Genomic DNA, 20975 nt, shown 5'->3' on the forward strand with positions numbered 1-20975 from the left:
GCAAACCGGCCCCGATAGCGTTAGAATGCGCGTTTAGTTTTGCGTACCGGCTTTTGCGTCGGTATCAGGACGCCAATATTAATGATGATCGCGGCGATAAAGCCGGCTTGCCGACTTCTTCGAAACCCGCGTCAGTCGGAGTTCGCCAGCCTATGCGAGTCATCCTTGCCCAACCCCGCGGCTTTTGTGCGGGCGTGGTCCGCGCCATCGAAATCGTCGATCGCGCATTGCTGCAACATGGCGCACCGGTTTATGTGCGCCACGAAATCGTCCATAACCGGCACGTCGTCGATAACCTGCGCCAGAAAGGCGCGCGCTTCGTCGAAGAACTCGATGAAGTGCCCGAGGGCGCAGTCGCGATTTTCAGCGCGCACGGTGTCGCGCAAACGGTCGAGCGCGCCGCCGAACAGCGCCGTCTCGACGTACTCGACGCGACCTGCCCGCTCGTCACCAAGGTCCACGTGCAGGGGCGGCAATATGTGTCGGCGGGACGCACGTTGATCCTGATCGGCCATGCAGGCCACCCGGAAGTGGAAGGCACGATCGGACAGATTCCCGGCAAGGTGATCCTCGTGCAAAGCGAAGCCGAAGTCGCGACGCTCGAGCTGCCGCTCGACACGCCGCTCGCCTACGTGACGCAGACCACACTGTCCGTCGACGACACGCGCGGCATCATCGATGCGCTGATGGCCCGTTTCAGCGACATCGTCGGTCCGGACACGCGCGACATCTGCTATGCGACGCAGAACCGCCAGGCCGCGGTACGCGAACTGAGCACCCAGGTCGACGTGCTGCTGGTGGTCGGCGCGACGAATAGCTCGAATTCGAACCGGCTGCGCGAGATTGGCGGCGAAACCGGTGTGCCGAGTTATCTGGTCGCGGACGGCTCGGAAGTGAAGCCCGAATGGTTCGCGAATGCGCAGACCGTCGGCATCACGGCGGGCGCGTCGGCGCCGGAAGAAATGGTCAGGCACGTCATCGACGCGCTGCGTGCACTCGGTCCCGTCGATGTCACGACGATGGCTGGTCGCGAAGAGAAGGTCGAGTTCAAACTGCCGGCCAAGCTTGCCCAGCCGGTGGCCACAGGCGAAACGCAAACGTAAGCGGCGATCAGGTCAGGTTGCCTGCCTACGACTGAAAGAGCGCAACGGCATCGACCGTCGCGCTCTTTTCATTTCCTGCGACCTGAAAATTTCAGCCCGCGTTACGCGCGTTGTGGTTCGTGAGGAACTTGATCAGACCGTCGATCCCGCCTTTCGCGAGCTGGTCTGCAAATTGCGTCTGATACACCTGAATGAGCCATGCGCCCATCATGTTGATGTCGTAGACCTTCCAGCCGGACGGTGTCTTTTCCATCCGGTAGTCGATCGCATCGTCGCCGCCCTTGCTGATCACATGCGACTGGACGACGGTGTCCTGCGCAGATGCCGCCACGTTGACAGGCAGAAAGCGGAACGTCACGTCCTGATCGCGCAGCTGGGCCAACGAAGTCGCATAAGTGCGCACGAGCAGCAACTGGAATTGCTCGTACAACTGCTTCTGCTGATCGGGCGTTGCCGTGGTCCATGCCTTGCCGACCGCGATGCGCGTGGTGCGCTGGAAGTCGGTGGCGGGCACGAAGCGCGTTTCAACGAGTTGGGTAATTTTCGCCATGTCGCCGCCGCGCGCCTGCGGGTCGGCCTTCATTGCGTTGACCGTGCCTTCGACGGCGTTCTTGACGATAGCATCGGGCGCACTTTGCGCGAAGGCCGCGGTCGACACCACGGCAGCAGCCAGAAAAGCAGAGAAATAACGTTTCATACGCTCGCCAGAACAGGAAAAAAGAGCGCCGGACAACCCAAGGTTACCGGCGCGAACCAGTATACCGGCTTTGCCCCGCACAGCCTTGCAGCCCTAAGCGAGGGACAAGTCGCCGCATCGGTATACTTGTGACCTTCCTGTGAACCCAGCATTCCGTGACAGGCCTTTTCGCCTCATGCTCAAGTCTTCCATCGTCCGTCTCGTCGCCGTCTCGGTACGCTATCCGCTGCAGATCATCGCGCTGTCGCTGGTCCTCGCTGTCGCAAGCGGGTATTACGTCGCCCATCACTTCAAGATCAACACGGACATCAGCCGTCTCGTCGAAACGGACAAGCAGTGGTCGGCGCTCAGCGACTCGATGGACCAGGCTTTTCCGCAGCGCGGCACGACGCTGCTCGTCGTCGTCGAAGCCCAGGCGCCGGAATTCGCCGATGCCGCGGCCAATGCGCTGACTGACGCCCTGCGCAAGGAGACCCGCGAATTCGTCGCGGTCTCGCAGCCTTCCGGCGGCCCGTTCTTCGAACGTAACGGCATGCTGTTCCCGTCGCTGAAAGACGTCGAATCGACGACCTCGCAGCTCGTCCAGGCGCGGCCGCTCGTCAATACGCTTGCGCACGATCCAAGCCTGACCGGACTGGCCGGCACGCTGAACACGACGTTGCTGCTGCCGCTGCAGATCGGCCAGGTGAAGCTGCCCGACATGAGCCACTTGCTGTCGCAAAGCGCGATCACGCTCGACCGTGTGCTGGCAGGTCAGCCGGCAGCGTTCTCGTGGCGCGCGCTCGTCGACAAGGATGTCGCGACGAACCCGGCACGCGCGTTCATCACCGTGCAGCCGGTCGTCGACTTCGGCGCGCTCGAACCAGGCGCACGGGCGTCGAAGGCCATTCGCGCCGCGGCTGCATCACTCAATCTCGACACGCGCTACGGCGCGCAGGTCCGGCTCACCGGCGAGCAGCCGCTCGCCGACGAAGAGTTCGCGTCGGTGCAGGACGGTGCGGCGCTGAACGGTATCGCCACCTTCATCGTCGTACTGGTGATCCTCTGGCTCGCGCTGCGCTCGGGCCGTCTGATTCTCGCCGTGTTCGTCACGCTGTTCGTCGGACTCGCGATCACCGCGGCGCTCGGGCTCATGATGGTCGACGCACTGAACATGATCTCGGTGGCGTTCATGGTGCTGTTCGTCGGGCTCGGTGTCGATTTCGGCGTGCAGTTCGGCGTCAAGTATCGCGAGGAGCGCCATCGCGACGACCGGCTTCCCGCCGCACTGGTGCAGACGGCGCACAGCATCGGCGTACCGCTGACGCTCGCGGCCATCGCCGTCGCCGAAAGCTTCTTCTCGTTCCTGCCCACCGCGTATCGCGGCGTGTCCGAACTCGGAAAGATCGCCGGCGTCGGGATGTTCGTCGCGTATCTGACCAACATGACGCTGCTGCCCGCCCTGATCAAGGTGCTGAATCCGCCGGGCGAAGCGAGTTCGCCGGGGTTCCGGCAGCTCGCACCGGTCGACGATTTTCTCGACCGGCACCGCAAGCCAGTGCTGATCGGCACGCTCATCGTCGTGATCGGCGCGCTGCCGCTACTCACGCATCTGCGCTTCGATTTCAACCCGCTGCATCTGAAGGACCCGCATACGGAATCGATGGCGACGCTGCTGTCGTTGAAAGATTCGCCCGAGGCTGCGGTAAATGACGTGCACGTGCTCGCGTCGTCGCAGGCGGACGCGGCGCGCATCGTGGCGCACCTTTCGACGTTGCCCGAAGTCGGCCGCATCACGACGCTCGCCACCTTTATCCCACCCGATCAGCCGCAGAAGATCGCGCTGATCGATGCGGCCGCGCAGCAGTTATTGCCCGCGCTCACGCAGACTCCCGCGCCGCCCGCCACCGACGCGGTGCGCGTGGCCGCGCTCAAACGCGCGGCGAACCAGTTGTCGCTCGCCGCCGACGACCATCCCGGCCCCGGCGCCGCCGAAGCGCAGCATCTGTCGGCCACGCTAATGAAGCTCGCCGCCGCCGACGCCGCCACCCGCGACCGCGCCGAGCACGCGATGTCGGATCCGCTTAAACTCGCGCTGCAGCAGCTCGCAGCACTGCTGCAGCCGACGTTGATCACGCAAGCCACGTTGCCGCCGCAGATCGTGCGCGACTGGCTCGCACCCGACGGCCGCGCGCTCGTCGACATCTCGCCGAAGATCGCCGCAGGCGCCGATCCCGGCGACGACACCGTGCTGCGCCGTTTCGCAAACGCGGTGAAGGCCGCCGAGCCCGGCGCGATCGGTGGACCGATCTCGATCCTGCATTCCGCCAACACGATCATCAAGGCGTTCCTGCAAGCCGCCGGCTGGTCGGTGCTGTCGATCACGATCCTGCTGTGGCTCACGCTGCGTCGTTTCGGCGACGTGCTGCGTACGCTGATTCCGCTGCTGGTGTCGGCGGTCGTGACGCTGGAGCTGTGCGTGGTTTTCGACATGCCGCTCAACTTCGCGAATATCATCGCGCTGCCGCTGATGCTCGGCGTCGGCGTAGCTTTCAAGATTTACTTCGTGATGGCATGGCGCAACGGCCAGACCGGGCTGTTGCAGTCGAGCCTCACGCATGCAGTCATGTTCAGCGCCGCCACGACGGCGACCGCGTTCGGCAGCCTGTGGCTGTCGCACCATCCGGGTACGGCGAGCATGGGACGGCTGCTGGCGCTGTCGCTGCTCTGTACGCTGATCGGCGCGGTCGTTTTCCAGCCGGTATTGATGGGTAAGCCGCGCCCGAAGCGCGCCAGGAAAAAATTGCAAGGGATTGACGGATGAAGATGCGAAACCCCGCACTGGCGCTGCTCGCAGCAGGCCTCGTCACGGGCTGTGCGACAGGCCCTGACAGAAAGCCAGGCGACCCCTTCGAGCCGGTGAATCGCGTGATCTTCAAGGCCAACGACGCGATCGACACGCACATCGCCGTACCGATCGCCAAGGGCTACGAGAAAGTGACGCCGGAGCCGATCCGCACGGCGCTCACCAACTTCTTTGCGAATCTCGGCGATCTCGGCAATGCGGCCAACAACCTGCTGCAGCTGAACATCACCGACGCTACCGAAGACGTAATGCGCTTCGCGATGAATTCGGTGTTCGGCATAGGCGGCCTGATCGATTTCGCGACACCGGCCGGTCTGCCGAAGCACAACCAGGACTTCGGCCTGACGATGGGCCGCTGGGGCGTGCCGGCGGGCCCGTATCTGGTGCTGCCGCTGTTCGGCCCGAGTTCGGTACGCGACGGCATCGGCCTCGCGGTCGATGTGCGTTTCAATCCGCTGAACTACGCGGAGCCGGCGCTGCGCAATCCGCTGTATGTGGCGCAGTTCGTGAGCAAGCGCTCCGATCTGCTCGGCGCGACGGATCTGTTGCAGCAGGCCGCGCTCGACAAGTACACGTTCGTGCGCGACGCGTATACGCAGCAGCGGCAATCGCGCGTGCATCGCAACGGCTCCCCTGCGGCGCCGCTGCCGGATTATGGCGATCCGGATGCGCCAGCTTCGGGCGCGGCGGCGGGTGCTGCCGGTGGCTTGCCGAACTATGCGGACCCTGGTGAATCCGCGGCGCCTGCATCGGGTAGTGGCACGGGACAACCGGCGGTCAACGCTCCCAATTACAGCGATCCTGGCGAATCGGCCAAACCCGCTCAATCAGCGTTGGGCACAGGCGCGGCACAACCGCCGGTCGATGTACCCAACTACAGCGACCCCGGCGCATCTGCCAAACCCGCTCAATCCGCGTCAGGCAATAGCGCAGCACAAGCACCGGTTAACGCGCCCGCCACCGCCACCGGCGCATCCACGAAAGTGGCTCAACCTTCGGCAAGCGGCGCAGCGGCGCCTGCTACAGCAGCGTCGACACCCGCTGCGCCGTAAAACGTCGCCTGGCGGTCGTCCGCCGCTGCGCCTCAACACAAAACAGCCCGACATGCTCATGCATGCCGGGCTGTTTTGCTGTGATCGACGGAAATACTGCCTGAGGCCGCTCCGTGCTCAGCGCGTCGTGAGGGGATGCAATGCGCCGGCCTCACCAAGTGCCCGACGCGCTCCGACCAGCGAGTTCCGCGCAGCACGCGCATCGCCGGCAAGCTGGAGCAACGCGCCCAGTTGCGACGGCTGGCGGATCAGCTCGCGCAGGATCGGCGCGAGCGCGGTCCGGCCGTCGTCGCGCAACCCGGCGGTCGCCGCGGGCGGCAACGTGCGCCACGCCGGATCGACGATCGCGCGACATACCGCGAACGGCAATCCGTGCGCCGCAGCCGTTGCGCCCGCGACATGCGATTCCATATCGACTGCGAGCGCGCCCGTCGCCCGGTGCAGCGCGGCCTTCGCGGCGGCACCGGTAAGCGGCGCGGTCACCGCGGCCTGCAAGCCACGGTGCAAACGCGCACCGAGCGGCGTAGCGGCCAGCGCGGCAGCAATCAGGTCGCTCCACGATCGATCGGTGGCAAGACGGCCGAGTGGCCCATCGACCGCATCGGCCACGATCAGCGCGCCCGCCTTGAGCTCCGGTGCCAAACCACCAGCCGTACCGAAACTGACGATGCCCGAACAGCCGCGCGCCACGGCCTCGTTCAGAGCGCGTTCGAGCAGATCGGCGCGCGCCGCGAATACCGTTTCGACACCTGCGCCACGCGCAATACGCGCCTCGAACGCCATGCCGGTCACGACGATGACCGGCAGTTGGGACGACGCCATCACATCCCGACCGCGACGCGCGTCTCGCCGTCGCGTTTCAACTGTCGATAGCGCGCCAGCGCCCACAGCGGGAAGAACTTGCGATACCCGTGATAGCGCAGATAGAACACGCGCGGAAAACCCGTTGCGGTGAAGCGCGTCTCGTCCCACAAGCCATGTTCGCGCTGCTCGCGCACCAGGTAAGCGATGCCGCGCGCGACCGCCGGATGATCGACGTCGCCGGTCGCCAGCAGGCCGAGCAACCCCCACGCGGTCTGCGACGCGGTACTCGGCGCCCGTTCGTAGCCGCGGTAGTCGAGCTTGTAGCTCGTGCCGTCCTCGCCCCAGCCGCCGTCGTCGTTCTGGATCGAGATCAGCCATTGCGCGGCGCGGCGCATGCGCGGGTCGTCGTGAGCAATACCGGCCGCGTTCAGCGAGCACAGCGCGGTCCACGTGCCGTACACGTAGTTCATGCCCCAGCGGCCGTACCAGCTGCCGTCCGGCAACTGCTCCTTGAGCACGTAGTCGAGCGCGCGTTGCGCCGGCTCGCTCGCAGCCGGCAGTTCGCCGAGCTGCGCGAGCATCGACAGACAGCGGCCCGATACATCGGCGGTGGGCGGATCGAGCAACGCACCGTGATCGGAGAACGGAATGTTGTTCAGGTAGTACTGGGTGTTTTCCGGCTCGAATGCGCCCCAGCCACCGTCGCTGCTCTGCATGCCGACCACCCATTCGCGCGCACGCGCAATGGCTTCGCGATCGACATTCGAATGCGTGAGCGCGGCCGCGCGATGCATCGCCATCGCGACCACGGCCGTATCGTCGACGTCCGGGTAGTGCGGATTCGCGTACTGGAACGCCCAGCCGCCGGGACGGATGTTGGGGCGACGCGAGATCCAGTCGCCGCGCACATCGAGGATCTGCAGCGGGCGCAGCCATTGCAGCCCGCGCAGCGCCGCTTCTTCGGCGCGCGCGTCGCCGGTTTCGAGCAGCGCGTGCGCCACCAGCGACGTATCCCACACCGGCGACAGACAAGGCTGGCAATACGCCTCGTCATCGTGGATCACCAGCAGCTTGTCGAGCGCGCGGCGCGCGGTAGCACGCTGCGGATGGTCGGCCGGATAGCCGAGCACGTCGTACATCATGACGGCGTTCGCCATCGCCGGGAAAATCGCGCCGAGACCGTCTTCGCCGTTCAGCCGTTCATCGACGAACGCAACCGCTGCATCGACCGAGCGGCGCCGCGTGTGCTGCGGAAACAGCCCATCGACGAGGCGCAGCACACCATCCACTGCACGGAAAAACACAAACCAGCTCTGGCTCTGATGCCCAGCCTTCGGCAGCAGCCCGGTCGTAACCGGCGCGCCGCGAAACAGCTCGTCGATACGCACGCCAAGCGGATTGCGCGCGACCGGCCGCTTCGCGTTCAGCACCAGCAGCGGCACGATCACCGTGCGCGCCCAGTACGACACCTTCGACAGGTGGAACGGAAACCACTTCGGCAGCAGCATGATCTCGACCGGCATCATCGGTACCGCGTACCACGACACCACGCCGAACAGCGCGAGCATGATGCGCGTGAAGACGTTCGATGCTTCCGCGCCGCCGTGCGCGAGAATCGCCTCGCGGGCACGGCGCATGTGTTCGGCGTCTTCCGGATCGCCGATCATCTTCAGCGCGAAGTACGCCTTCACGCTCGCGCTGACGTCGAGCGCGCCGTCGGTGAAGAGCGGCCAGCCGCCGTCCGGCAGCTGGATACGGCGCAGATAACGCGCGATCTTCTGTTCGAGTTCGAGGTTCGGTGTTTCGCCGAGATAGTGGACGAGCAGCACGTATTCGGCGGGAATCGTCGCGTCGGCTTCGAGTTCGTAGACCCAGTGGCCATCCGGACGCTGCGCGTCGAGAATCGCCGTGGTTGCGTGCTCGACGGCGGCATTGAGCGCGGCATCCGGTACGCCGCCGCCGTGGGCAGCATCGGGCAGCGGCGCGGTCGCGTCGGTCGAGTGGGCAAGAGACAGGTCGTTCATCGGCGTTCCATCGGTTCGTTCAGGAGCGCATCCGCGGCCTTCTGGCCGGAACGGATCGCCCCTTCGATCGTCGCGGGCAGGCCGGTAGCCGTCCAGTCGCCCGCGAGCATCAGGTTATTCCAGCGAGTGCGCGTGCCGGGGCGGCGCATCTCTTCTTCGGGCAACGCGGCAAACGTCGCGCGCTTTTCGCTGACGATCTGCCAAGTCGGCATCGGCTCGACCGGCAGGCTCGCCGCATGGGCCACTTCGGCCCACACGATCCGCGCGAGCTCTTCGCGCGGCATGTCGATCAGCCGGTCCGCGCCGCTGATCGTGACCGACAGGCGGCCGTCGAAGGCAAACAGCCATTCGGCCGTCGAGTTCAGCAAGCCGAGCATCGGCGGGTGGCCGATGGGGGGATCGACGGCGAAATGCACGTTGACGATCGCCGTGAAGCGGCCCGGCGTCTGCACGCCGGGCACCAGCGTCTGCGCGACGTTGGGCGGTACCGCGAGCACCACCGCATCGCCATCCGCGAGTTCGATGCTCAGGTCGCCAAAGTCGAGCGCGGCGGCTCGCCCAGTCTCGGCAAATTCAATCGATTTTAGCTGCGAGCCAAGCCGGATCTCCGCACCGCCATGCTGCAGCAGGCGCAGCGCGGGATCGACGAAGGCGCTCGCGAGGCCGTTGCGCGCCACCAGCGGCCGGCATGCCTGACCGCCCGCGGCCAGCGTTTCGCGGAGCACCGCGCCCGCCAGCTCAGCGGTACCGTCGCGCGGCTCGACATTCAGCACCGCGAGAAACAGCGGCCGCAGCAGGCGATCCCACAACGCGCCGTTACAGCGCATCGTTTGCGCCATCGTGCGGCCCGGCTTGGCGAACAGCAGCGGTACGAGCGACAGATAATCGGCCGCATGCGTGCCGGGCACCCGCGCGGCGCCGTCGAAGACCCACAGCGGCACGCGTCCCGGCGAAAGTCGTACCGTCCAGCGTGCCTCGCTCGCCAGATCCATGAACGCATACTCGGGCTGTGCGGGGCCGACGAGTTCGTCGGCGGCACCGATCGCGCGCACGTAGTTGAGCGTCGCGTGATTGCCGGACAGCACGAGGTGATTGCCGTTATCGATCGTCGCGCCGAGTGTGCGGTCGTAATACGAGCGACAGCGCCCGCCCGCCTGGGCCGCCGCTTCGTGCAGCACCACCCGTGCACCGCGCCGCTGCAACTGGACGGCGGCGGCGAGACCGGCAAGACCTGCGCCGATCACGTGAACGAGTTTCGCCATCAGAAGAAAGCGTAGCGGGCGACGATCCACAGTAGCCGCATACGCGGCTTGCTGACCTTCGTACGCGGAATGTCGAAGCCGCGGTCGACCGTGCGCTCGAGCAGACAGCGATACACACCGGACATGATGCGCGGCGCGCGCACGTGGTTGCGCGAGGCGGCGTCCATGATCGCGTCGGCGGCTGCGAAATGCTGCTTCGCGCGTTCGACGAGCGGCGCGCAGACACGCGGGATCGCGGGATCGTCGGCAATCGAAGTCGGGCTCGCGGCCGCGATACCTTCGCTCGCCAGCAGTTCGCGCGGCAGGTAGCAACGATTGATGCCGGCGTCTTCGTCAATGTCGCGCAGGATGTTCGTGAGCTGCAGCGCGCGTCCGAGGTGATGCGCGAGGTCGCGCCCCGGTTGCTCCTGCATCCCGAATATCCTCACCGATAGCCGCCCCGCCGAACTCGCGACGCGGTCGCAGTAGAGATCGAGGGTGGCTTCGTCGGGTGCGCAGATGTCTTCGGCGGCGTCCATCGCCATGCCGTCGATCATCGCGTGGAAGTCTTCGCGCTGGAGCTGGAACGTGTGGATGTGCCGCGTCAGCGCCGCGAGCGGCGCAGGTGGCGCACCCGCATAGCAGGCGTCGATATCGGCACGCCAGCGCTCGAGCGCGGCGGCGCGCTCGGCACGCGGCAGATCGCCGTCGGCGATGTCGTCGACGGCGCGGCAGAACGCGTACACCTGATACATCGCGTCGCGCTGCGCGGCCGGCAAGATGCGCATCGCCAGATAAAACGAGCTGCCTGACGTAACGGCAGCGGCATCGGTTGTTTGAGTATCGTCCACGACGAGATTGGAAACGGCCAAGACAATCTCCGCTGAAGCGCCCAAAGGCGGTGAAGAAGTCATGCCTACCCGCAGGGCAAGCCGCCCGCGCGCGCGGACACGCGCGAAACCGGCTGGGACACCGGAAGCGGCGAAAAGTATACCAATCTTTGCCCTGACCCGCAGTTTGGGGGGCTATCGACGGTTTTCGCCTGGGCAGATGCGGCCCGACGGGCGCGCGCCACCTGCGTTCAGGCAAATGCGATGGAGCGGTTACGTCCCTGCCGTTTCGCGCTATACAGCGCGGCGTCGGCTTCGTTGATCAGCACCTCGTAGGTCGGCACGCCCGCGCGCGCCGCCGCCCCTCCGACGCTGGCCGTGACCGGCACGCTCACGCCCTGCACGTCGACCGGCGCATCGCCGATCGTGTGACGGATCTTCTCGGCGACCTGCATCGCCACGCCGAGCGGCGTGCCCGGCAGCAGCAGCGCGAATTCCTCGCCGCCAAAACGGCCGAACGTATCTTCCACGCGCACCACATCCGCGACCCGCTGTGCCATCTCGCGCAATACGCCATCGCCGACGACGTGGCCGAACTGATCGTTGATCGTCTTGAAGTGGTCGAGATCGAACAGCAGCACCGACAGATCGCCGCCGTATCGCTGCCAGCGCGTGTATTCGTCGCTGAGCCTCGCCTCGAAGAAACGCCGGTTCGCGATGCCGGTCAGGCCGTCGCGGTCCGCGTATTCCTGCAGCTTCGCTACCGCCTCTTCGCGTTCGCGCTGCACGATGCTCACGTGCGTCACGTCGGATACGGTGACGCACACCGCCACCACTTCGCGCTCGCGCGTGAGCGGCATGAAGGTGCAGTCCTGCTGCATGAAGTCGACGCCGCCGGTAATCGGCCGGTCGTGGTCGAACCTGAACAGATAAGGGCGCTGCTCCCACGAACTGAACGCGAAGCTGCCCAGCTGGAACACGCTCTCGAGCTTGCGGCTCAACCACGCGCGCGGCAGCTCAGGAAAATTGTCGAAGATCGGGCGCCCGACTACTTTCTCCGCGGCGAGGCCACTGTGATCCTGCATGAAGCGATTCCACATCAGCACGTTCATCTCGCGGTCGAGCACGAAGATGCCGAAGCCGACCCGTTCGACAACCAGATCGCTGAGGGAAAGGGCCGGCGCATTCATAAGCTGGACAGCAGCGCGTCGAGCGCGAGATTCATAAGGCGGATCGAATCTTCGGCCATCAGCATCACGAAGTGCGCGCGAAAACTGTGGTCCTCGAGCGCGAAATTCACTTCGATCAGCAACGCAACTTCCCACGCGAGCACGCCGGGCTGAAACACCTCGTCGAGCGACAGCGACGCACCCAGCATGCCTGGCGGCGAGAACACCGGGGTCCGGCCGAGCTGGTCGAGGATGCACGACACGCACGCGCCGGTCAGCGCGTTCGCGACGTCGAAAGTCAGCTCTTCCTCGTTCGTCGCCTCGTAGGCCGAACGCGGATAGGGATCGTTCACGAGTGCGCAAAGCTGCGCGATGCTGCCGCTGCGGCACAGCACCAGTGCCTCGCCCTTGATATCCGAACGAAAGCCCTGGCGCACGGCCGTGACCGGCTCGTCGATACCGGTCATCTCGCGCAGCGTGTCGGCTGCGTCGCTCACGGCCACGACCCGCACGCGCGGCACCGACAGCTCGATGAACGCATCGAGCAACCGCGCGAGACGCGTCGCGGCCTGCCCCATCGCCAGATTGGCGACCTCCTGCAGCGCATCGCGCTGATCTTCGGTGAGGACTGGCTCAGACATACAACCCGTACTCCTTGAGGACGGGCAGTACCGCCTCGGGGCTCACCGGCTTCGCGATGAACGCCGCCGCGCCGAGCGAGCGCACGCGTGCCTGGGCCATCGGCTGGACATCGGCGGAGACGACGATCACGAACGTATTCAGATCTTCGTGCTGCAACGCTTCGAGCACCTGATAACCGGTCATATCCGGCATCGTCAGATCGAGAAACATCACCGACGCCTTGCCTGCGCGGTATAACGCCAGCGCCTCGCGACCATTCGTCGCATAGTTGATGTCGACGTCCCACTCCGGCGGCAGTGCTCTCGTGAGCACCCTGCGGGCAAGCAGCGAATCGTCGGCGATCACGATGGGCAAAGGCATGGCGGCGGATCGGAATACCAGATGGGTTGGCGCGCCGGGGCGTGCGGCAGGCACGTGCGCCGGGTCGTGCACGTTAACGGCGGCGCAATGGCACTTCTTTAGCCAGCGAGAGTGCTCTCGCGGACTCGCTGCTCACCTTCTACGAATAGAATTGCCCTTTATCCAGTCTCTTCATGGGATTTTCAAATTAATCTGCCCGCTAAATACGCCGTTTATACTTTTGTGTACGTTTGCGCTTCCGGATTCGTCCCGATCCTTGTCGTAAGATGAAAACCGGCCATACTTCCTGTGCATTTAAGCGCTACTTACGATGACACCTGACCGGCCCGAACCGTCGCCCGCGAGCCGTCTTGCTTCTGCCAGGCAGGAGGACGCGCCGTTTCCGACGGTGCCCGAACACAACTTCGCCGTCCGGCGCGCCACGCTGATCGCGCTGCTCGTCGCCGCGATCGTGTTGCCATGCATCTACGTCTCGATCATGGCCTTCAACGATCTGCGGGCACGCGAAGCCGATGCCACCGACGTCACGCTGCGTACCGTGCGCGTCGCCGAAGAGCACGCGCTGAAGGTGTTCGACATGAACGAGGCACTCGATGCACGTGTCGTCGATCTCGTACAGGACCTCGACGACCACGGCATTCGCGAAGCCGAAGGGGTCATCCACGAAAAACTGCGCGTGATGGGCGGCGGCTATCCGCAGGTTTCGGCGGTCTCGATCTTCGGCAGCGACGGGGCGTTGCTCGCAAGCAGCCGCTATTTCCCGGCGCCGCCGGCATCGATCCTCAATCGCGAGGATTTCACCGGGATTCGTGACGGCCGGGTCCTCGACCATGTCTCGCGCGTGATGATCGGCCAGGTCGCCGGGGAACAGGTGTTCAACACCGGGGTGGCGCGACGCGACGACAACGGCACCTTTGAGGGCGTCGTATCGGTGGCGCTGCGGCCCGGCTACTTCAGCGCGTTCTATCGCGAGCTGCTGGGCGGCAGCGACGCACCGATGACCATGTCCCTGCTGCGTAGCGACGGCGCAATTCTCGCGCACTACCCGGCACAGGTATCGGGATCCGCCACGGTCGACCCGCGATCGCCGTTCGCCGCGGCGCTCGCGGAAGGTCGTCGCGACGGCGTGGTACGGACCCGCTCGAGCACCGACGGCGACAACCTGATTCTCGCGTTCCGGCGCGTCGGCGCCTACCCCGTGTACGTATCGTGCGGTTATCGCACCTCCGCGATCTGGGCCGAGTGGTACCGGCATCTGAGCGTACTGATCCTGTCGATGTTCACGCCGTCCATCGTGCTGTGGTGCGTGATCTGGCTGTCGCTCAAGCGCCTCGGCGCCGAAGAGGAAGCGTGGGAGCGCTGGCAGGCCGAAGCGTCGATGCGCCGCTCGATCGAATCCGCGTACCGTCAGTCGCGCAAGATGGAGGCGCTCGGCAACCTGGTCGGCAGCGTCGCGCACGACTTCAACAACCTGCTGATGATCGTCTCGGCGAACGTGCAGATCGTCCGCCGGCGCGGCGTGCCGGGGCTCGAACGCGAGCTGTCGGCGGTCGAGCGGGCGCTCAAGAGCGGCCAGTCGCTCACGCGGCAGCTGCTCGGCGTCGCGCGCAAGCAGCCGCTGCACAACGAGACGCTCGCCGTCGAACGCTGGCTGCCGTCGTGCCGCGAGTTGCTGCGGGCGTCGCTGGGCGCGAAGGTTTCGCTGGTGATGGACATCGGCATCGACGTATGGCCGATGCGCGTCGACGTCGCCGAACTCGAGCTCGCGCTGATCAATATCGCCGTCAATGCACGCGATGCGATGCCGAACGGCGGCCGCTTCACGGTGCGCGCGGCCAACATCAGTTTCCGCCATGAAGACGGCTTTCCGCTGATCGGCGAGTTCGTTCAGTTCTCGCTTGAAGATACCGGTGTGGGCATGCCGCCGGACGTGCTCGCGCGTGCCTTCGAACCGCTCTTCACGACCAAGCCGAAGGGCATGGGCACCGGCCTCGGGCTGCCGCAGGTGTTCGCGTTCTGCGAACGCTCGGGCGGCCTCGCGGCAATCGACAGCGCGATTGGCGCAGGCACGTCGGTGCGACTGTACCTGCCGCGGGCAGCCGCCGCGCCGGAATTCGAGCGGCCGCGCGAAGCCCCGCTCGAACACACCGGCACGCCGCACGGTTTGCGGATCCTGCTAGTAGAGGACAACGACGAGGTCGCCGCCGGCACCGAAGCGCTGCTGCAGATGATGGGCCACCAGGTGACGTGGGTGTTCAACGCAGACACCGCGCTGCGCCTGTTCGACGATGCACACGCGAAGCAGGCACGCACCGGCGAGCCGCTGCCGTTCGATCTGGTGATTTCCGACATCCACATGCCCGGCGCCATGAACGGCATCGATCTCGCTGAAGCGGTTCAGGCGTTCGAAACGAAGCTGCCGGTGATTCTCGTCACGGGCTACGCGGAGGAGCTCGACCGGGCCCGTCATGTGGATGTGAAGGTGCTGTCGAAGCCGTTCGATATCGCGCTGCTCGAGCAGATCCTGCAGGCGATCCAGCGGGATCTGGCGCACGCGCAGCCTGAGACTTGAGCTTGTGTCTGGGTGTGACGGCCCCGTGCAACACGGGCTGTCGATTGTAGAAAATACGTCTGCCGTGCCCGATGCTCTTTTGCGGCGCCGTCGCGCGGCCTTGCTGCGCAAGGCTTGCCGGGCCGGCGGCCGAAGCGCCGCGCAACCGGCACGATGATTGCAGCCTGCTACCCGAGGAAGCGCGCCTCGCGCTTCGTTCCATTGCCGGGAGGCAGCCATGAAACATATCGTGATCGGCCTGTTCGACAGGTATGCCGACGCCGAAGGCGCACGCGATACCCTCGTGCGGACCGGCTTCGCGCAAGCCGACATCGAGTTGCAGGCGAACCCCGAATCCACGCCCGACGCAACCGCTACGTCCGGTAGCGGCGCGGGCGTGCTCGCGAACATCGAACGCTTTCTGGCCAACCTGTTCGCCTCGGGGCCACGCACGGTGGAAGCGGAGCGCTACAGGGATGCCGTGCAGCGCGGAGCAGTGCTCGTCTGCGTGAACGCTGCCAGCGAAGCCCATGCGGAACTCGCCAGCCGGCTACTGACGAAGCTCGGCGCCACCGATGTCGGCGAACGCGCGCCGGGTTGGGAAGCGGCACTGGCCGATCCGGATGCGGGTCGCGAGCATTCGATACTCGACGAACTGGGGATCGGTGGCGCGGCCGCCGTCGCGCCAGTTACGCGCCCGCTTTCCACCGACGATACCGCCTTCGGTGTCATCGCCGCCGGGGCCGCACCGGGTTCAGGCGCCGTGCTGCGGCCCGACCCGCGCGACAGCGAACCGGCAGCCGCTGCCCGGCCATCGGCGGCACGCAGTCTCATACCGTCGACCGCCCCGATAGCCGATACGCCAGACGAGTTCATGGAGGATGAAGAGGACTTTCGCAGTCACTACGACGAGCAGTACGCCAGCGAGAATGCGCGCTATGAAGACTACGTACCCGCGTACCGGTACGGCGCAACGCTCGCGCGCGATGCGCGCTTTCACGACCGCTCATGGGACGAGCTGGAACTCGAGGCCCAGCACGATTGGGAAACGAACGGCACGCCCAGCGCAACCGACGAACCCGGCGAGACATGGGAACGCGTCAAGGCGGCCGTACGCCACGGCTGGGAGCGCGTGACGGGTCATCACCACGTGTGACGCACGGGAGCGGGCGGATGCCGCCCGCAGGCTTTGCCTCCGTAGCGCTTTGAAAGCCGGATTCAGCCTGCGTGATGATGCGCGACCCACGCGACGTAGCGATCCACGAACGACTGCAGGTACGCCCGCGTATCGTCGTTGAGGATGGCGCCGCTCTCGTCGATCCGAGAGACATCGTGCTTGATGAACATTTCCGGTTGCCCGAGCGTGGGCACGTCGAGATAGGCAAGCACATTGCGCAGATGCTGCTGCGCCAGCGCCGTGCCGATCGCCCCCGGCGACGTACCGATGACCGCGCCTGGCTTGCCCGCCCACACGCTCTTGCCCCACGGGCGCGAACCCCAGTCGAGCGCATTCTTCAGCACGCCCGGGATCGAGCGGTTGTATTCGGGGGTGACAAACAGCAAGCCGTCGGCGGCTTCGATGCGTCGCTTGAAGTGTTGCGCCACCTCGGGAAACTCGGCGTCGTAGTCCTGGCTGTAGAGCGGCAGCGAACCGATGTCGAGGAACTCGAACGACAGATCGTCGGGGGCCAGCGAAGTCAGCGCGTGCGCAAGCTGCCGGTTGGTCGAGTCGCGGCGCAGGCTGCCGACAATGATCGCGATGTGGTGAGCCATCTTCTTTTCCTTGAGGGTGGAGCGCTCGAAGCGCGGGAAGGCCAAGTGTAATCATAGGCAAAGACAACCCGAACCGGACTGCCGACGATGCGGTTTGGGGAGCTTCGGTGGATAACCTGGATGCCACGGAAGATATCCACAATTTCGCTGAATAACCTTGTGGATAAGTTAGCGCCCGACCTTGTCCATCAAGCCAGGCTCCGGTCCTCACGGGTTTGCAGCACGGGGATTGATTCGTGGCGATGGCGTGACAATCCCGTGAAAACCGGGCGCGCATGAGGTCGGTTAAGGGAAATTGAAAGAAAAACTGCCGACGCTGTCATCTCGGCGCCCGAAGCCCGACCAATCGCAGAAGCTTTCGGGAAAACAGACTGAACGCGGATGGTCGAAAGCGGCAACGTGCGGGAAAATGGGTGACGAACCGGAAACAGGTACCTCACCCATCTCGCCATGAACACGATTGATCATCCGCAGCATCCGTCTGGAGACCGCGACACCGGTGCGTCGTCGTCACGTCGACTCTTTTCGCTGGAGTCGGCATGACCGCCGCTGCGGGTCCGGCGTTCGACGACCCCGTCTATCTGGCGCAGTTGCGGCGCGATCTGCTGCGTTTTGCACGCTTGCAGCTACGCGACGCGGCCGCGGCCGAAGACGCGGTCCAGGAAGCGCTGGCCGCCGCGTGGACGCAGGCCGACCGGTTCGCCGCGCAATCGGAGCACAAGACATGGGTATTCGGCATCCTGCGTCACAAGCTGGTCGACACGCTGCGGGCCCGTCAACGGACGGTCAACCTGTCGTCGCTGGAAGCGGAACTCGATGGCGAGTCGTTGCTGGATCGTGAGCTCTTCAAGGACAACGGCCACTGGTCGCGCGAAGCGAAGCCCCGTCCGTGGCCGACGCCCGAGCACGCGTTGCGGCAGCAGCAGTTCTGGACGCTGTTCGAGATGTGTCTCAATCATCTGCCGGAACAGATCGGGCGGGTGTTCATGATGCGCGAGTTCCTCGATCTCGAGACCGCGGATATCTGCAAGGAACTGCAGATGTCGGCCAACCACTGCAGCGTGCTGATTTACCGTGCGCGTCTACGATTGCGCACCTGTCTCACCGAGAAAGGTCTTTCCAGCGAGGATGCGAATGGGGAAGTGTAAGAACATCACGCGGCTGCTGTCCGATGCGCTGGATCGACCGTTGGGGGTCGGCGAATGGCTCGCGATCAAGGTTCATCTGCCGACCTGCAGCGGCTGCCGCAATTACCGCAAACACATCGCGTTGCTGCGTGCAGCGGCGCGGGAAGCGGGGGGCCTTGACGGTGCCGGTAGCGTGCAGGCCGACGAATGATGCGCGGTGTGCTGCGTTGCGTGCGTTGTCTTGAGTTGTCGCCGAGGACAAGCCTCACGATGTCAGCGCTCGCCGGGCGGTGTCGTGCGATAGCGCTCGAAGAACGCTGCGTGGCTTTCCTGATTGATCGACGCTGGATGCCGCTGCGTAGCCGCAGGGTGCTTCGCGAGCATTGCGCGTGGGCGGATCGGCCGGTGCTGGAAATTGCCGCCGCAATTCGGACACACGTTGCGTAACGTGCTCAACGCACAGACCTCGCAAAACGTGCATTCGTAGCTGCAGATCATCGCGTCGGGCGCATCCGCCGATAGCGATTTGCCGCATCCTTCACAGGACGGTCTCAGTTCGAGCATCGTGGGCTCCGTGTGGGTTTTATCGATGGCAATGTGATGCGCCTGCCTAGCTTACGCGGTCCACGTGTGACCGCTGCGCCATCGCACCTTCAATTGCTGCCAGTTGCCGCGCCCCTCGCTGCGTCAGGTCAATAGCCCCCACAGCGCGAGCGTCAACACGAGTCCGACCACCGAGACGATGGTTTGCAAGATCGACCAGACGAACACGGTCTGCTTCAGTTGCAGACCGAAGTACTCGCGCACCATCCAGAAGCCCGCATCGTTCACGTGACAGAAGAACACCGAGCCGGCACCGATCGCGAGCGCCATCAGGGAGTTGTGCGTGACGCTGAGACCGGCGACGACGGGCGCCACGATGCCCGCCGTCGTCGTGGTCGCGACCGTTGCCGACCCGGTGGCCTGGCGCAGTGCGACGGCGATCAGCCAGGCGAGCAGGATCAGCGGCAGATGTGCGCCGATCGCGATCTTGCCGATCGTCGTGCTGATGCCGGCAATGACGAGTGCCTGCTTCAGGCCGCCGCCGGCGCCGATCGTCAGCAGCAGCGCGGCGATCGGCGGCAGGCTCTTGCGCAGGATGCCGCCGACGCGCTCACGCGGCATGCCGCGCGACCAGCCCAGCGCGACAATGGCGAAGAGCACGGTCAAGCCGAGTGCAACGAGCGGTTCGCCGAGAAAATCGAGCGCATTCGAGAGGAAGGTATCGGGTGCGAGCCATAGCTTCGCCACCGTGCGGCCGAGCATCAGCACGACCGGCAGCAGGATCGTGATCAGCGAGATCGGGAAGCCGGGCAATTCGCCGTCTGGCGCTTTCGCCGCGAACAGCTTGCCCATCTCCTCCGGCTCGACGACATGCATCCGCTTCGACAGCCACATACCGTACAGCGGACCGGCCAGAATGACGGCCGGCACCGCGACGATCAGACCGAGGCCGAGCGTGACGCCAAGATCGGCGTGCAAGGCGCTGATCGCGATCAGCGGACCTGGATGCGGCGGTAGCAGCGCATGCAACGTCGTCAGGCCGGCCAGCGCGGGAATCGCGATACGCAGGACAGGCTGTTGCGAACGGCGCGCCATCACGAAGATGATCGGCACCATCATCACGAGACCGACTTCGAAGAAAAGCGGCAACCCGATGATGATTGCGACGAGCGCCATCATCCACGGCAAACGACGCGGCGTGGAGTGATCGAGGATCGTTGATACGAGTCGGTCCGCCGCGCCCGATTCGGCCATCAGTGCGCCCAGCATCGCACCCAGCGCGATGATGAGGCCGACGTCGCCGAGCAAGGCGCCCGCCCCTTTGCTGAAGGCGCTGGCAATGGCTTCGAGCGGCAGTCCGGCGCTGAAGCCGGCAGCGAACGTGCCGACGAGGATCGACAGGAACGGCGCCAGCTTCAATGCGCTGATGAAAACGATGATCAGCACGAGCCCGAGTGCGCACGAAAGGATCAGCCGGGTGTCGTGGGGGGACCACGGAGTGAGTGTTGTCGTCAGATGCACAGCGTCCCTTTCTGGTTTTCGGGTCGATCTTGTTGCGAATTCGATTGTGTTGCGAATTGCGGTATGCGGCGGTCCACGGTGGTTCATGCAGGTGTGTGGCTGGCGCAGATTGTAGCGGCACGTCGTGTCGTTGCGGCGGCGAACCCGGCGGCGGTTAAGGATGCTCCGTGTGGCGTCGTACTCGCTTTGGCGGCGCGTTGGCTGCGGGAAAAGCGGCTGTGATCGAGGGTCTGTCGGCGTGGCGCTTCACGGGGAGTCTCGGGCAGTTGGTGAAACGACTGAACGGCGATTGAACCTTCGGATTTGAAGATTTCGGAGATCTTTTCGATTTCCTAGTCGAATAAGGTTTTTATGTTTTCCGGCGGCCGGCCGATCGCGGCGCGGCCGTCTCTCACGACGATTGGACGTTGCAGCAGGATCGGATGAGCTTCGATCGCCTGGTATAGCTGGTCGTCTGTGAGATCCGAATCTCCAAGGTTCAGTGCCTTGTATTCGGCCTCGGTCTGTCTCAACAGATCGCGTGGCGAGCAGTTCAACATCCTGACGAGCTTTTTCAGTTGGGCGGCCGTCAATGGATGCTTCAGGTACTCGACGATTTCGACCGGTTCATTCGTCGCGTTATACGTCTGCTCGACCAGCTGGCAGGCTTCCCTGGACTTCGAGCAACGGGGGTTGTGATAGATCGTGATCATC

20 protein-coding genes are annotated in these 20975 nt (G+C 65.0%); 8 read left to right on the forward strand and 12 right to left on the reverse strand.

The features are described 5' to 3' along the window. The first annotated feature begins 152 nt into the window (after positions 1-152). Positions 153-1103 carry a 4-hydroxy-3-methylbut-2-enyl diphosphate reductase gene (gene ispH, locus FNZ07_RS04825; protein ID WP_091011918.1) on the forward strand — a complete coding sequence of 317 codons (951 nt, stop codon included), beginning with the start codon at positions 153-155 and terminating at the stop codon, positions 1101-1103. Between the two features lie 91 nt (positions 1104-1194). Here ispH and FNZ07_RS04830 read toward each other — a convergent pair whose 3' ends face one another. Next, complete coding sequence (locus FNZ07_RS04830; RefSeq protein WP_091011921.1) at positions 1195-1800, reverse strand: MlaC/ttg2D family ABC transporter substrate-binding protein; 606 nt, start codon at positions 1798-1800, stop codon at positions 1195-1197. Positions 1801-1975: 175 nt separating this feature from the next. Here FNZ07_RS04830 and hpnN point away from each other — a divergent pair, with 175 nt between their 5' ends. Beyond that, positions 1976-4603 (forward strand): hopanoid transporter HpnN, encoded by a 2628-nt coding sequence (gene hpnN / locus FNZ07_RS04835; RefSeq protein WP_091011923.1) that lies wholly within the window; start codon positions 1976-1978, stop codon positions 4601-4603. Next, positions 4600-5697 carry an MlaA family lipoprotein gene (locus FNZ07_RS04840; RefSeq protein ID WP_091011926.1) on the forward strand — a complete coding sequence of 366 codons (1098 nt, stop codon included), beginning with the start codon at positions 4600-4602 and terminating at the stop codon, positions 5695-5697. Before hpnN ends, FNZ07_RS04840 begins: the two co-directional genes overlap by 4 nt. Before the next feature lie 117 nt (positions 5698-5814). Here the strand turns inward: FNZ07_RS04840 and FNZ07_RS04845 are convergent, their stop codons facing one another. The 7 genes from FNZ07_RS04845 to FNZ07_RS04875 all read right to left on the reverse strand — a co-directional run bounded on the left by FNZ07_RS04845 (position 5815) and on the right by FNZ07_RS04875 (position 12767). Then, complete coding sequence (locus tag FNZ07_RS04845) at positions 5815-6519, reverse strand: phosphorylase (protein ID WP_091011929.1); 705 nt, start codon at positions 6517-6519, stop codon at positions 5815-5817. After that, the gene (gene shc, locus FNZ07_RS04850; protein WP_091011931.1) at positions 6519-8525 is read right to left on the reverse strand and encodes a squalene--hopene cyclase; all 2007 of its coding nucleotides are present in this window, start codon (positions 8523-8525) and stop codon (positions 6519-6521) included. Before shc ends, FNZ07_RS04845 begins: the two co-directional genes overlap by 1 nt. Then, positions 8522-9787, reverse strand: coding sequence for a hydroxysqualene dehydroxylase HpnE (hpnE, locus tag FNZ07_RS04855; RefSeq protein ID WP_091011934.1), 1266 nt, complete (start codon positions 9785-9787; stop codon positions 8522-8524). Before hpnE ends, shc begins: the two co-directional genes overlap by 4 nt. Further along, the gene (hpnD, locus tag FNZ07_RS04860; RefSeq protein WP_091011937.1) at positions 9787-10638 is read right to left on the reverse strand and encodes a presqualene diphosphate synthase HpnD; all 852 of its coding nucleotides are present in this window, start codon (positions 10636-10638) and stop codon (positions 9787-9789) included. Before hpnD ends, hpnE begins: the two co-directional genes overlap by 1 nt. Positions 10639-10847: 209 nt before the next feature. Then, positions 10848-11786, reverse strand: coding sequence for a sensor domain-containing diguanylate cyclase (locus FNZ07_RS04865; RefSeq protein WP_091011939.1), 939 nt, complete (start codon positions 11784-11786; stop codon positions 10848-10850). Continuing rightward, complete coding sequence (locus tag FNZ07_RS04870; RefSeq protein WP_091011942.1) at positions 11783-12406, reverse strand: chemotaxis protein CheC; 624 nt, start codon at positions 12404-12406, stop codon at positions 11783-11785. The genes FNZ07_RS04865 and FNZ07_RS04870 overlap by 4 nt, the downstream gene beginning before the upstream one ends. Further along, positions 12399-12767, reverse strand: a complete 369-nt coding sequence (locus tag FNZ07_RS04875) for a response regulator (RefSeq protein WP_091011945.1) — start codon at positions 12765-12767, stop codon at positions 12399-12401. The genes FNZ07_RS04870 and FNZ07_RS04875 overlap by 8 nt, the downstream gene beginning before the upstream one ends. A gap of 310 nt (positions 12768-13077) precedes the next feature. Between FNZ07_RS04875 and FNZ07_RS04880 the strand changes: the two genes are divergently transcribed. Further along, entirely contained in the window at positions 13078-15339 is a 2262-nt protein-coding gene (locus tag FNZ07_RS04880; RefSeq protein WP_091011948.1) for a hybrid sensor histidine kinase/response regulator, read from the forward strand. A gap of 217 nt (positions 15340-15556) precedes the next feature. Then, the gene (locus FNZ07_RS04885) at positions 15557-16474 is read left to right on the forward strand and encodes a hypothetical protein (RefSeq protein ID WP_091011951.1); all 918 of its coding nucleotides are present in this window, start codon (positions 15557-15559) and stop codon (positions 16472-16474) included. 62 nt (positions 16475-16536) lie between these two features. Here FNZ07_RS04885 and FNZ07_RS04890 read toward each other — a convergent pair whose 3' ends face one another. Then, a complete protein-coding gene (locus FNZ07_RS04890) occupies positions 16537-17091 on the reverse strand; it encodes an NADPH-dependent FMN reductase (protein ID WP_091011954.1) in 555 nt (184 codons plus the stop codon). Between the two features lie 539 nt (positions 17092-17630). Here FNZ07_RS04890 and FNZ07_RS04895 point away from each other — a divergent pair. Together FNZ07_RS04895 and FNZ07_RS04900 are read left to right on the forward strand one after the other, a co-directional pair. Next, entirely contained in the window at positions 17631-18239 is a 609-nt protein-coding gene (locus FNZ07_RS04895; protein WP_091011957.1) for an RNA polymerase factor sigma-70, read from the forward strand. Beyond that, on the forward strand, positions 18220-18429 hold the full coding sequence (locus tag FNZ07_RS04900) for a zf-HC2 domain-containing protein (protein WP_177228279.1): 210 nt from the start codon (positions 18220-18222) through the stop codon (positions 18427-18429). The genes FNZ07_RS04895 and FNZ07_RS04900 overlap by 20 nt, the downstream gene beginning before the upstream one ends. A gap of 62 nt (positions 18430-18491) precedes the next feature. Here the strand turns inward: FNZ07_RS04900 and FNZ07_RS04905 are convergent, their stop codons facing one another. Further along, positions 18492-18782, reverse strand: a complete 291-nt coding sequence (locus FNZ07_RS04905) for a DUF1272 domain-containing protein (protein ID WP_091011961.1) — start codon at positions 18780-18782, stop codon at positions 18492-18494. 123 nt (positions 18783-18905) lie between these two features. Then, positions 18906-20282 (reverse strand): GntT/GntP/DsdX family permease, encoded by a 1377-nt coding sequence (locus FNZ07_RS04910; RefSeq protein ID WP_091011964.1) that lies wholly within the window; start codon positions 20280-20282, stop codon positions 18906-18908. Positions 20283-20449: 167 nt separating this feature from the next. On the opposite strand from FNZ07_RS04910, the gene FNZ07_RS34250 reads away from it, so the two are divergent. Continuing rightward, positions 20450-20575 (forward strand): hypothetical protein, encoded by a 126-nt coding sequence (locus tag FNZ07_RS34250; protein WP_281250546.1) that lies wholly within the window; start codon positions 20450-20452, stop codon positions 20573-20575. 39 nt (positions 20576-20614) lie between these two features. On the opposite strand, the gene arsC is transcribed toward FNZ07_RS34250, so the two are convergent. After that, complete coding sequence (gene arsC, locus FNZ07_RS04915) at positions 20615-20974, reverse strand: arsenate reductase (glutaredoxin) (RefSeq protein WP_091011967.1); 360 nt, start codon at positions 20972-20974, stop codon at positions 20615-20617. Position 20975: the final 1 nt, after the last annotated feature.

It is taken from the genome of Paraburkholderia megapolitana, from assembly GCF_007556815.1.
GTDB lineage: Bacteria > Pseudomonadota > Gammaproteobacteria > Burkholderiales > Burkholderiaceae > Paraburkholderia > Paraburkholderia megapolitana.